10 protein-coding genes are annotated in these 13503 nt (G+C 45.8%); 2 read left to right on the forward strand and 8 right to left on the reverse strand.

Translation table 11 applies throughout. From position 1 onward, the window contains the following. Positions 1-16 precede the first annotated feature (16 nt). Both AC5JP1_RS09645 and AC5JP1_RS09650 read left to right on the forward strand, forming a co-directional pair. Complete coding sequence (locus tag AC5JP1_RS09645; RefSeq protein WP_493843962.1) at positions 17-907, forward strand: alpha/beta fold hydrolase; 891 nt, start codon at positions 17-19, stop codon at positions 905-907. A gap of 13 nt (positions 908-920) precedes the next feature. Continuing rightward, positions 921-1538: an alpha-ketoglutarate-dependent dioxygenase AlkB family protein gene (locus AC5JP1_RS09650; RefSeq protein ID WP_493843963.1), complete on the forward strand. Its 618-nt coding sequence runs from the start codon at positions 921-923 to the stop codon at positions 1536-1538. Positions 1539-1616: 78 nt separating this feature from the next. On the opposite strand, the gene AC5JP1_RS09655 is transcribed toward AC5JP1_RS09650, so the two are convergent. The 8 genes from AC5JP1_RS09655 to uca form a co-directional block, all read right to left on the reverse strand. Then, on the reverse strand, positions 1617-2459 hold the full coding sequence (locus AC5JP1_RS09655; protein WP_493843964.1) for an EcsC family protein: 843 nt from the start codon (positions 2457-2459) through the stop codon (positions 1617-1619). A gap of 195 nt (positions 2460-2654) precedes the next feature. After that, a complete protein-coding gene (locus AC5JP1_RS09660) occupies positions 2655-3653 on the reverse strand; it encodes an NADP-dependent oxidoreductase (RefSeq protein ID WP_493843965.1) in 999 nt (332 codons plus the stop codon). A 154-nt stretch (positions 3654-3807) separates the two neighbouring features. After that, complete coding sequence (locus AC5JP1_RS09665) at positions 3808-4563, reverse strand: endonuclease/exonuclease/phosphatase family protein (RefSeq protein WP_319050726.1); 756 nt, start codon at positions 4561-4563, stop codon at positions 3808-3810. Positions 4564-4810: 247 nt separating this feature from the next. After that, positions 4811-5728 (reverse strand): ABC transporter ATP-binding protein, encoded by a 918-nt coding sequence (locus AC5JP1_RS09670; protein WP_493844468.1) that lies wholly within the window; start codon positions 5726-5728, stop codon positions 4811-4813. Between the two features lie 15 nt (positions 5729-5743). Beyond that, positions 5744-6685 carry an ABC transporter permease gene (locus AC5JP1_RS09675; RefSeq protein WP_319050728.1) on the reverse strand — a complete coding sequence of 314 codons (942 nt, stop codon included), beginning with the start codon at positions 6683-6685 and terminating at the stop codon, positions 5744-5746. A 72-nt stretch (positions 6686-6757) separates the two neighbouring features. Next, on the reverse strand, positions 6758-7783 hold the full coding sequence (locus AC5JP1_RS09680) for an ABC transporter substrate-binding protein (protein WP_493843966.1): 1026 nt from the start codon (positions 7781-7783) through the stop codon (positions 6758-6760). Between the two features lie 119 nt (positions 7784-7902). Then, entirely contained in the window at positions 7903-9738 is a 1836-nt protein-coding gene (atzF, locus tag AC5JP1_RS09685) for an allophanate hydrolase (protein ID WP_493843967.1), read from the reverse strand. Between the two features lie 79 nt (positions 9739-9817). Next, entirely contained in the window at positions 9818-13471 is a 3654-nt protein-coding gene (uca, locus tag AC5JP1_RS09690) for an urea carboxylase (protein WP_493843968.1), read from the reverse strand. Between the last annotated feature and the right edge of the window lie 32 nt (positions 13472-13503).

Here is a 13503-nt window from a genome sequence, read left to right on the forward strand (position 1 = left end):
AGGAAGTGTTTATTTTATGGACGCATTCACACGCAGCATCACCCTGAGCGGAAAACAAGCACGCTACTATAACCTTAGCCAGTTCAATCAGCCAGTAGAGTCAATGATGACTCAGCGTGCGCCAGCGCATTTTTATGGTGGTAACAGTTTTACAGTTGGTACCTACATGCCGCTACTGAGTGAGCTGATGGCTGAATTCGAGTTGAGCTCACTTGCCTTGCGCGGTTACTGGTATGATAAACCGCATAGCCGTCGCCTCACACGTGAGCAAGATGCTGATATGCTGATTGAGTTTTTAGAACAAACGCAAGATAAGCCTGTCGTGGGTATTGGACATTCGCAAGGCGCAACGGCCACGGCAATCGCTGCTGCCAAGCGTCCAGAGCTGTTTTCGCAGCTGTATCTCATAGAACCTGTCACATTTACCAAAAGCCAAGCCACTTTATATAATCTATTACCTCGCTCTGTACTGCTTAGCCAAGAACCATTCAAAAGCACATCAACCAAGCAATCGACGTGGTCGAGTACTGATGACTACTATCAGAGCCTACGCGCGCAGCGTGCTTATAAGCGCATCAGTGATACACACTTGCAGATATTTGCTGAGCAAAGTCTAAGCAAAAATACTGATGGCAGCTACACGCTTATGTTCGCACCTGAACAAGAGCTGGCAAACTATTTTGGTGCGCCTCATATCGATGCTGCGCTCAAAAAATTAAGCTGCCCTTACACGTTAATCACCGGTAAGCCTACCTTATTTATCAGTGATAAAGTACGTAAAAACTGGCGCAAGTTTGTACCTGATGGTAGTCTGATCTCATTACCAGATTATGGTCATCTACTGCCGATTGAGGCGCCTACACTCTGTGCCCGAGTCATCAATGATCATCATCAAAACAGCAAATAGCGACCATTAATCTATGACTGATCTCTTTGCCCCTGCTCCTACCGATAATTTATTGCCTTATGATGGTAAAGTTAATGATTTGGGCATAATTATCGACGACGCTCATACTCTCTATGACACTTTATTAGATGAGCTACCGTGGCAGCCAGACATCGTGAGATTGTTTGGTAAGACCCATGTGACGACTCGTCAAATTGTCTGGATGGGAGAGACGGATGCCGATTATCAGTATTCAGGGCATAAACGGCAGACGGTACCGTGGTCAAGTATAGTGTTCCACGTGAAACAACAGGTTGAACAGGCTTTGGCAGATGTTGGTATTGTGGTCGATTTTAATACCTGCTTGCTCAACTATTATCCTTCTGGGGTTGACGGTATGGGCTACCATGCCGATGACGAAAAAGAGCTTGGTCATCAGCCAATTATTGCCTCTCTATCTCTAGGTGCCACACGCAAATTTGTTTTTAAGCACAAAAAAACTCAAGACAAAGTTGAACTTCATCTTGAGTCTGGCCAGTTAATTGTCATGCATGGTACAACACAAAGCTTTTGGAAGCACACCATTACGAAAACGAAGACCGTCGCTACTGGACGGATCAGTCTGACATTTCGGCATATGCTCATACGTTAATAGTAGCGCTATGTTGAGCCATATGACGATTAAGTCATCTAGTTTTTTGCACGGTTAATAGTTATGCGCAAATACTAATTATGCACGGCGATCCAAAAAACGCTCTCTGTAGCATTGGTGCGCCGCCTCACAAACACTGGCAGTATAACTGGCATTAACACCGCCTGCGACCACCGCACCCACTGCTGGGATAATCTGTGCTGCTTTTGTTTTGACCATATTGGTCGCCACTTTAGTTGCCGTTTGACGTACTACCCGTGACATGACCTCTTCGTTAACTTGGTTAAATGCCTGCGTCTGCGGATCTTTGACCATTGCATCAGTATTATCCAAAGCAGCTTTACGCTCCTCGGCTGATGCAGACGTCGCCACCGCTAGCAAAGACATGGCAAAAAGCTGCTCGCCTTTATTGTTCATATCAAAACCGTAATAAGTCGCATACTCACCAATCGCACGTAGATTTGCCGTGATGAGACCGACTACATCAGCAGGGATACCTACCCAACCGGCGACTCCAGTAGTCACCCCTTGAGCACTCGTTAGAGCCACATATTTACTCTTAAACAGTTCAACCTGCTTATCAACGACAGCGATCGGTAAGCGTTCAATATCGGAGAATATAGTGATAGAAGAGCCTGCGATATCAGACTCGTTTTGATAAGTATTGATGACGTCCTGGGTATTCAATGTCCAGTTTGCGGCATCACTCAAAGCGGTGATAGACTGCTCTGTGGCTTTTGTCAGCGCATCACCGAATTGCGGCATACTCATAAGCGCGTCACCTGCTTCAACAATAGGTTTGTTGATAACGGACAGCGCTTTATCAAGTACGCTTTTATCAGGGTTTTTCCACGCTTCTATGTCTTCACGGACTTTGGCTTCATAAGCAATGTGATCATTTGTTTTTTCGTTAGTAGCCATATTAGTCCCTTTATTAGTATCGTTCACTTTCTATCTTATGATAAACAAGGGGCGACTACAGGGGTGTTCTGTTGTCCAACATAAAACTTTTGTATGATTTATTAAGTCATCAGTTGGTTTTATTAGGTTTCAACAGAAATCCCATTACTAATAAACCTGACTAAATACTGCCTAATACTCGAGCGATCTTACCATTCAATCAGCAGCTGACAAGACAATTTTGCCAAAAGAATCGCCTTTTTGTAGCTCATGATGAGCGGCAACGACTTCAGATAATGGATAGATCTTTTGAATCTTCAAAATCAGCTTACCATCAGCAACTTGCTGTAAAACACGTGCCATATCTTCACCGTTACGTTGCGACTTATAACCTGCCACGTTTAGGTTTTTTTGACTGCCGGCTTCTTTGAGCTTATCTACCCAAATGGTGGGTAATACATAGACATGACCTTCAGGCTTCATCACGCTAAGCGCGCGTATCCCTGCATCACCGCCGACCAAATCTAACAGCACATCCGCTTGCAGCTCAGGAAAATCCTCATCCTTGGTGTAATCAATCCAGCCTGCCAGCTTAGATACCTCTATTAACTCATCAAGCTTGGCGTACTTTTCTGATGAGCAAATAACCGTTACTTTGATATTATCTTGCGCCACTTTGTCCATAAGTAATTGGATCAATAAATGACCGACGCCGCCCGCTGGTGCATTGATCACCACGTGCTCGCCTGCTTTTATATCAGCAAAATCTACAAACTGTAATGCGGTTTGACCAATACAGGGCAACGCCCCCGCTTGCTCCAGCGTGACACTTTCTGGTACTTTCGCAAGCAACTTGGCATCTACTGCGGCATATTGTGCATAGCCACAACCACTAAAGCTCAAAGCAGCCACTCTATCACCGATAGCAAACTGGTCGCTATTACTGCTGACGACCTCGCCTGCTACATCAAATCCTAAAATTGCAGGCTGGTCATTGTCGAATTTTTCTGTTTGGATAGCAGTCGCTCCCCACCCTTTGCCTTGCCGCGTCTTATAGTCCACAGGGTTGATACCAGCATAGGCAATTTTTATCAATACTTGCTCATCGGCCAGCTCTGGTACTGCCACGTCATCTTGATATTGCATGACTTCAGGCTCACCAAATTCGCGTATGAGTACTGCATGCTGAGTGTTCGGTATTTGATTATTAGACATCGTTGTATATCCTTATATATTATCGGGCAATTTATTTTTTACCCATTTATTGACTAGCACTTTATGTCATAGAGTTTTTTATAGAAGCTTTATTTTATAGAAGCTTTATTTTATAGAAATTTACTGATTATTTTTTCGGTACGGTAGTGCTGTTTTATGGCAAGGCCAATTCTGCGCTAATCGGTAGATGGTCTGATAGTGCCGACCAAGGCTTACCAGTGTGTACCCATGCATCTTTGACTATCAAGTTACGCACATAGATACGATCTAGGCTGAGTACTGGTAGTTTTGCTGGAAACGTCGGTAATAATTTACCGTGACAATCCTTAAACGCTTCTATCATACCCAGCTCGGTCGCAAGCTTGTCACAAGACATCTTTTTCCAGTCATTAAAATCACCTGCCAATATAAGCGGCTGATCAGGCGCGATCTCATGTCGCACATAGTCGCTGATCGCTTGATACTGTTTGATACGATCACGCTCAAACAAATTGAGATGCGCGCATAATACAACGACCGGTCGCTCCCAACCATTAGGCTGTACTTCACAGTGTAAGACGCCGCGTTGCTCAAGTTTATTGACGGTAATATTGACGTTGTGTTTTGGGTCTAACGGGAACCGGCTTAATACGGCATTGCCATGATGACCATTCTCATACTCTGAGTTTTTACCATAGCTGTTTTCTAGATCTAAAAACTCACCAAACCATTCATGCTGTGACTGATCTGGGTATTCATTGTATTGCATGTTGCGCTTTAGGTTCTGTCCCTGCACTTCTTGCAGACACAGTATATCTGCACCGACAGCCTCTAGCGCTTTGGCAATACCTTGCATTTTTACTTGGCGGTTTAGTGGTGACATGCCTTTGTGAATATTGTAGCTGGTCAACACAAAAGAGCTGGTCGTCATAAATTTGTTCGTCATAAATAGATCAGCAAGCAGATGAATACGCTACTGAGTATAACAGCAGTCGTATTTATCAGCAGCAGTTAATCAGAGATAACTCGTAGTAGTATTGCTAAGCAAAACCGATAAACCCATCACAGCTTTTGTGACTAATGATAATAGAGCACAACCGCTGCGCTATATGGCTAGCAACGATTGTGCAGGTTAGAACGGAGACCGAACACTGCCTTTTTTAACTTAAGACAAATAGCTATGTTACGGATTTGTGTTTGTCCAAAGGGGTCATGCGCGGGATATCTGGTATATCTGTCAATGCAGGGTCAATGACAGGTTGTGGGTTATGAACGATGCTATTGATACGTGCTTTTAGTTGTAAAAAACGACTGTCTGTCACAATATCGGGAGAACGAGGCCGTGCGAGCGGTACTTCAATAATCTCTTGCACCTCTCCTGGATTTGCCTTGAGTACCACGATACGATCTGACAGTAACACCGCTTCATCCATATCATGCGTAATAAATACGATGGTAATATCAATATTACGCCATAGATCTAGTAGATGCTTTTGCATTTTTTGACGTGTATAAGGATCAAGTGCACCAAATGGCTCATCCATGATCAACACCTTTGGCTCGTTGACCAGTGCGCGCGCAATCGCAACACGCTGCTTCATACCGCCAGACAGCTGGTGTGGATAGTGGTTTTCGTACTTAGTCAGTCCGACCACATCTAGCCACTCACGGGCACTACGCTCTGCGCTCGACTTACTACGGCCACCCATGATAGGACCAAACATCACATTTTCTTTGACTGTTTTCCAAGGAAATAACGTATAGCCTTGAAAAACCATGCCGCGGCTAGCACTTGGGCCTTTGACTTTTTCTTTATCAACGACTACCTCGCCGCTAGGATACGCATCTAAGCCTGCAACGATACGCCCCAGTGTTGACTTGCCGCAACCAGAAGGACCAATCACACATACAAACTCACGCTCATAGATTTTTAGGCTGACATCTTTCAATATTACTTTTTGGCTACCACCTTGATCAAACGACTGTGTCAATTGATCAACTTGCAACACTACATTTCTCTGATACAAAGCTTTGAAATAATCAGTGGCACCCCTATGGGTGGTGCGAGCACTATCTGCAGGGACGGAAGAGACCATATCGTTATTTATCATTTAAATACTCGCTTTCCATTTGAAGAGTTTTTTACCGAGCTGGTACAACAAGATATCTGTACCTAAACCGATAAACCCAATGAGTAGAATACCTGCATAGACGTTATCAAAATGCTGGTAGCGGGCTTGTTGCACAATAAACCAAGTAATACCGGATGTCGTCCCTATCAGTTCAGCGACAATCAAGTACGTCCATGCCCAGCCGAGTAGAACACGCAGGTCTCGATAGACGTCGGGCAACACGGCAGGCAGCAGTACATAAAAGAAGCTTTTTAGTTTGGTCGTGCCTAGCGTATAACCAGCCTCAATCAGACCAAGATCCATAGTACGCGTGGTATTTGCAATGATTAAAATCTGCTGAAATAGAGTCCCAATCACGATGATAGCGATTTTTGGTCCATCGTAGATACCAAGCACTGCCACGGCCAAAGGTCCAAATGCGGGTGCTGGTAGATAGCGAAAGAACTCTACGAAGGGCTGAGTAATTTGTGCAATTTTTTGAGAAAATCCGCACAGCAGCCCTAACGGAATACCGACGATAGACGAGATAAAAAAAGCGATAAATACCGTACGGATACTCTGCCAGAGACTCTCATGTAACCACGGTCCATCCGCTTGCGCAGGCGGGGTAACGAAGGCAGTGACCATCGCTGTGGCTACCTCATCCGGTGCTGGCAAGTAGACAGGATTGACCAGTTTTCCTTGCGGTGGTACTGCATCAGAGGCCATCGCATCTTGTGCTTCGCGGTAAAATACCTCTTTATCAATGCGGCTACCCTCTTGTAGATAAGTACTCGCGCCAGCATCGGTAATCTCAACTTGTGGATGCCAGATAAAAGGAAGGTAGCTGACCGCACACCATAGTAAGATCGGAATCAAAAATGAGAGTACATTGAGCCCAAGAGTGGTTTTCTTGGTTAGATATGTGTTGATATGACTCATGGGCTACCCTCTAAAACGATGATGAAGACTCAACAACCACTGCCTTTGCAATAGATAAAACGGCACTTATCCTTACTGATTAATCAAGTCAGGATAGATCAATTTATCGATATCAAGCTTTTGATCATAAATCTGATTGTCAATATTGAACTGATTGACATGATAGCTAGATCCATAGATAGAGCTGAGCTCATCAGATTTTGCAAATATTCTCTTGTTATCTTCAAGACCCATCAGTTTTGTCCCATTCAAGAAGGCACTATATTGATCGGCAGGCACGTTGACCTTGTTAGACATAATGCTGATCGCATCATCTCTAGTCGCTGGATCATTGATATAGTTGACGACTTTGCCCCACACTTGGATGATTTTGGTGTACTCTGCCTTGTGCTCAGATAGGCTGGCGGGACTGACGGCTAACGTGTCATAAATAAGACCTGGCTTATCCGCTGAGGTATAGATAGCTTTTGCACTTGGTACATTTTTTAGGGCTTGATTGGCATTGGGCTGCCAGATGGAGACGGCGTCAATACTGTCATTTGTGAAAACTTGCGGTAGCTCGTTTGTGGTGGCATTGACCAGTGTCACATCAGCCTCTGTCAACCCGTTATCGGCCAGCGCGCTATTGAGCAGCAAATGATCTACCAAGCCTTTTTCAACACCGATTGATTTGCCTTTTAGGTCCGCTATGCTAGTGACCGACGGTTTAGCAATGATCTGGTCATTACCTGCTGAATAGTCGTTAACCAAGATAATAATGCCCTCACTACCACTCGCAGCGTTGACTAAATTGTCGCCATTGGTCACAGAAATGGCGTCCAGCTGATTAGAGGCAAAAGCAGATAACGAAGCAGAATAATCAAACCATTTAAATTCAACATTGACGCCAGCTTCATCAAACCAGCCTTTATCAATTGCAATCTGCCACGCTACCCAGCCAGGCCAATCACTGTAACCGATAGAGATTGGATCGTCATTTGAGGCAGTGACTTTTTCTGGTGCTGCCTCCCCTTCAGGTGCTGATACGGTAGCCGTGTTGTCACAACCAAATAGCATAAAGCTTGAGAAAACCGCAAAAGTAAATAAGCGTCGATTCATGAGTCTTGCTCCTTGAATAAAGACAGGCCCATTATGGGAATGTCCGTTGATTATTGTTGTGCAATACCATGAGAGATATCGGCATTGCTTGCGTTACTGTTTTCGGATAATGATTAGAGTTATTTGATATAAGTTACGGACTCTGATTGTTCAGCTATATAAGATTTCCAACCACCAAACTCGGTCACATTCGTACCACCTTCAAATCCGTACTCTTCACAAATAAAGCTTTTGACCCAGCGTCCATCTGCCAATTCGACATTGCCGATGCCTAATGGTGCAGGCACTTCGTTGACGATGTCACCAAATTTTGCTTTGGGGATTCGCCAGACTTCTACTGCAATCGAGCGTCCTTCGTCATGGCGTTTCAGTCCCGGTTTGGCAGGTGTCGATCCTGCCAATGCAAAGAGCTGATAGGCATGTGCCGTTTGGGTTTGCTCAGACAATACACCGCCTCTATCGGTCAGCTGATAGTTGAGCGGCATACCACTCAAATGCGCACCGACCACGGCTAGTGCTACACTACTATCACTATCATCTGTACTCAGTGGAATAAGCGATTGTGGTTGATTAGATTGAGCGGTTTGGGTTTGAGAGGTGCCGGAGTGATAATGATGGTGAGAGGTTCCCATTGGTATATCCAGAGCGGTTTGCCATTGATGCCCAAAGTTGGCTAAGGCCTCATCATGCCAGCCCATAGCGATAAAGGTCACACCGCGTGGCAGGCCATCTCTAGCGACTAGATTTGGCAACGCCAACGCCGACAAGTCTGCTAGATTCACAAAATTAGTATAAGCCCCCATGTGACTGTTTTTCGTTAACGGGTCGGCATTGACCGCATCGATGGTATAGATGGTTGGTGCGGTTGGCACCATTAAGGCATCAAATTTAGATAGCGTTTGTTGAATACGGCGACTTAATGCAGCACGAGAATACTCAGCACTCATCGCATCAACCGCATTATAGTTATCAGCTTGACTGATGATTTGGCGAGTGACAGGTAGTAGCGCATCACGCTCGACGAGCTGATCAATGGCAAAGGTGCGTTCACTAACCCAGCTGTCGTTATAGAGTGCCTCTGCTAACTCATTGAAGACGGTAAAGTCTATCGGTGTGATCTCATAACCCATCGTCTGTAGCTGCGAGATGGCTATCTCAAAAGCCTGCTCTGATTCGGTATCACCGTAAAACTCTAAGGTATCAGGGATAGCAATTTTGCCAAAACTAAAGGCGACTGGCGCAGTGGCAGGATGGATACGACTGTAATCATCCTCTTTATCGTAGCCTTTCATTAGCTGAGCTACTTGCCACGCATCATCAACACCCAGCGCAAAAATAGAAATCACATCATGTAATCGACACGCTGGAATGAGACCCGTGCTGGAAAACCAGCCTTTTGTAGGCTTCAAACCCACTATATTGTTATGACCCGCAGGCACACGTCCAGAGCCTGCCGTGTCCGTTCCTAATGCAAAAGGCACGATACCATTTGCCACACTGACCGCAGAGCCTGAGCTTGAGCCACCACTGATATAGTCAGGGTTGAAACTGTTGGCCACTGCCCCATAAGGTGAGCGCGTACCTACCAGGCCTGTCGCGAACTGGTCAAGATTGGTTTTGCCGATGACGATAGCGCCTGCCGACTTGAGCTTAGCGATCACATGCGCGTCTTTGTCAGCCAAATACAAAGGATCTGTACATCCTGCCGTGGTATGAAACCCTGCCACATCGATGTTGTCTTTTACCGCAAATGGTATGCCGTATAGAGGTAAATCTTGGGAGTTTTGCGTGGCGATACTGTCAATCTGAGCGGTCAGCTGCTCAGGAGTCGCAATCTCAATCCAAGCATTATTATCATCGCTAATACCTGCCACATAATCTAATAGATCACTTAGCTGGGTAGTTCCTTCGGCATAAGCGCTTTGCCAATCTTTGATTGTCCAATTCTTTTGCATAGTTATACTCTCTATTATTCTTTGCCATTTTTATCGTTGTTTTGCTATCTCACTACCGGCTAGATGAGTCCGTACAGCATCAGCTTTCTTCGTGTGCGTTTGAGTCTGCCACCAATGTCTCGTGAGCAGTAATGGGTGCAAGTACAAATAAAGGCTGCTCGGGTTTCACTGTGGTACCAATCTCAATTTCAGTACTCACGACCTGCATCGCAACGGGTGAGACAATTGGTATCTCAATTTTCATGGCTTCTATGATTGCTAGAGTCTGCCCCTCATCGACTACATCACCTACCGCGCAAGAAATCTTCCAGACACTGCCCATCATATGAGCTTTGACGACTACCCCGCCCTCAGGTACAGAGACCTCTGATGATACTTCTACCGCGTCAATATCTTCGCCAACATACTGGTCAAGTCCTTGCTGCTTCCAGCGTTGTCGCTCTGCATCAAAGTTGGCTTGCTGCTGATCTTTGAACGTCTGAATACTGTCTTTGTTTTCATGCAACATCTCGTAATATTCAGCGAGGTTTAACACACTATCCTCAATCTCAATCGAGAGCTCACCTGCTTTAAAGGCAGTTCGCATTGATAACAGTTCTTCTTCACTAACTTCATAAAAGCGAATTTGATCAAAGAATCGTAGTAACCATGGTTTTTCGGCTTCAAAGCTTGGATGCGAGCGATAGCGGTTCCAGATTTGTAGCGTCCTACCGACGAACTGATAGCCGCCTGGGCCTTCCATACCGTAGATGCACATGTAAGCGCCGCCGATACCCACCGCGTTTTCTGGTGTCCATGTTCTGGCAGGATTGTATTTGGTAGTGACCAAACGATGTCTTGGATCGAGCGGTGTGGCAACAGGCGCACCCAAATAGACATCACCAAGTCCCATAACCAAATAGCTGGCATCATAGACAATATCTTTGACCGCTTGGGCAGAGGCCAAGCCATTGATACGTCTGATAAACTCGATATTATCGGGGCACCAAGGTGCGTCAGGATAGACAAGTTGCTGATACTTCTCAGTTGCTAGCTTAGTCTGAGAGTCAGCCCATGCCATTGGTAGATGAACAATTCTGGACGGTACTTGCATATGTTTAATATCGGGTAACGCGCTTTCTGCTTGCTTGAGAATTGCTAGTAGTGCTGCCTGTGGCAATTTCAATGAATGGTAATGCACTAATAGTGAGCGAATACCTGGCGTCATATCGATAATGGCATCGATATGCTGTGCTTGTAGGCACTCCATCAATGCCTGAACGCGGAAGCGCAGTTGCAAATCAAGCACCTGCTCGCCGTACTCAATCAATATATAGCTGTCTCCAGCAGGACGATACACCACTTTTGGTTGGTCATTATTGATGGGTAAAGTGTCTAATATGGCTGTTTGCAATGTTGCTTTTTCTGTATGAATAGGTAAATCATAATCCACCAAATCACAGTGATCAGCCCGTAGCATGTCATCGTAACTCTGATGTAATTGTGCGGCTTGATCGTAGCTGATAGGGACAAACTGCACTCGATCACCTGCTTTGAGCTGTCCCATTTTCCAGCGTTCACCTGCGACAATGACGCTCAAACACACAAAGCCACCGAGGCTTGGTCCATCAGGTCCTAGAATGATCGGCATGTCACCTGTGAAGTCAATCGCACCAACAGCATAGGCATTGTCATGGATATTTGAGGGGTGTAGCCCTGCTTCGCCGCCATCTTCACGCGCCCATTCAGGTTTAGGTCCGACCAGACGGATACCAGTACGGCTAGAGTTGTGATGGACATCCCATTCATGCTCAAAGAACTGCGTCACATCAGCATCCGTAAAGAAATCTGGCGCGCCATGTGGTCCATACATGACCGCGATTTGCCATAGTCCATCAAACGCCGGTTGCTGGGCAGCAGGTAAGGCTTTAGTAGCAATGGACGTATCGCACTGTAAAACGGGTAGCATGTCGCCGATAAGTAAGTTACGACCTGCATGACCACCAAACTGACCTAAACTAAAGGTCGCTTGACTGCCTAGATACTCAGGGACATCTATGCCACCTTTGATAGCGATATAGCTTCGGCAACCTGAGGTGATATTGCCACAAATGAGTTTTTGACCTTTACGTACAGGAATGGTTTGCCACATTGGTTGCTCTACACCATCCAAGGTACAGGCCATGCTACCGCCAGTAATGGCAATCTGACTGTCGCAATGGAACAATAAAGTCGGTCCAGTAACCACGCACTCAAGACCTGCAGTGTTAAATGGGTTGCCCAACAGCTGATTGCCCGTATTGAGACTCAGACCATCTATCGCACCTGATGGAGGTACGCCCACATCCCAGTAACCTTCTCGGCCGAGTACATCTTGTACGGCCGTCTGTACGCCCGACTGCAACACTTCGATTTTTTGACTGAGCCATGTAAAAGTGTTCAAAAACCTTGTAGTCTGCTCGCCTGCATAAAATGTCTCTGAAGCCACTATCTGCTGCAAATACTCAAGATTGGTTTCAAGACCTGCCATACGTGACACGGCCAAACTTTGGCTCATTTTCTCCAGTGCTTGCTTGCGATCAGGTGCCGTAACTATTATTTTTGCTAGCATCGGGTCATAAAAGGCTGATATTTCACTGCCTGTTTCTATCCAAGTTTCAACTCGAGCGGCTGGGTCAAAATAAGCATCCGTTAAAATCCCCGTGCTTGGTTGAAAGCTTTTGACAGGGTCTTCGGCATACAGACGCACCTGAATCGAATGTCCTAATGCGCGCAGTGGCAACTCTGGCAACACGAACTCGCCTGCAGCCAGCTCAATCATCCAGCGTACTAAATCCACTTGATAGATTTCTTCTGTGACACCATGCTCAACTTGCAAGCGTGTGTTCACTTCCAAGAAATAGAAGTCTTGCGTCGACACATCCATCACAAACTCCACGGTACCAGCAGAGCAATAGTTGACCTGTTGCATGAGCTTAGTCGCCACCGCTTGTAGGTTTTGTCTTTGTACGTCTGATAGTAAGGGCGCTGGCGTTTCTTCAATCACTTTTTGATTACGACGCTGAATAGAACAATCACGCTCTCCTAAGGTGATGATATTACCTGCCCCGTCACCAAATACTTGCACTTCGATATGGCGAGCATGCTCTACAAATTTTTCGAGATATAGCCCAGCATCACTGAAGTTGCTTTGTGCCAAATGATGCACAGATTCATAAGCATCTTTTAGTTCGACCTCATTCCATACCAGACGCATGCCGATACCGCCGCCACCTGCAGTGCTTTTGAGCATGACAGGGTAACCAATACGCTCGGCTTCACGTAATGCTTCGTCCACATCTTGTAGCAGCTCGCTACCGGGTAACAATGGCACTTGGCTGTCAATGGCGAGCTTACGAGCTGTATGCTTGAGCCCAAAGCTCAGCAGCTGCTCAGAGGTTGGCCCAATAAAAGCGATTCCAGCATCACTGCAGCGATCACAGAATGCAGCGTTTTCTGACAAAAACCCATAGCCAGGATGAATCGCTTCTGCGCCTGAATCTATCGCTGCTTGCAATACTTTATCCATATTCAGATAGCTATCACTGGCAGGACCCGAGCCGATGTTTATGGCTTCATCAGCCTGACTGACATGTAGTGAGCCTCGATCTACATCGGTATAGACAACGACTGAGCCGACACCCATTTGCTTTAAGGTACGTATAATTCGGCAAGCAATAGCACCGCGATTGGCAATCAATACTTTTTTAAACATCACAACTTCCTCAGCATTCTCATTAATAGGCA

The organism is Psychrobacter sp. H29 (genome assembly GCF_059073055.1).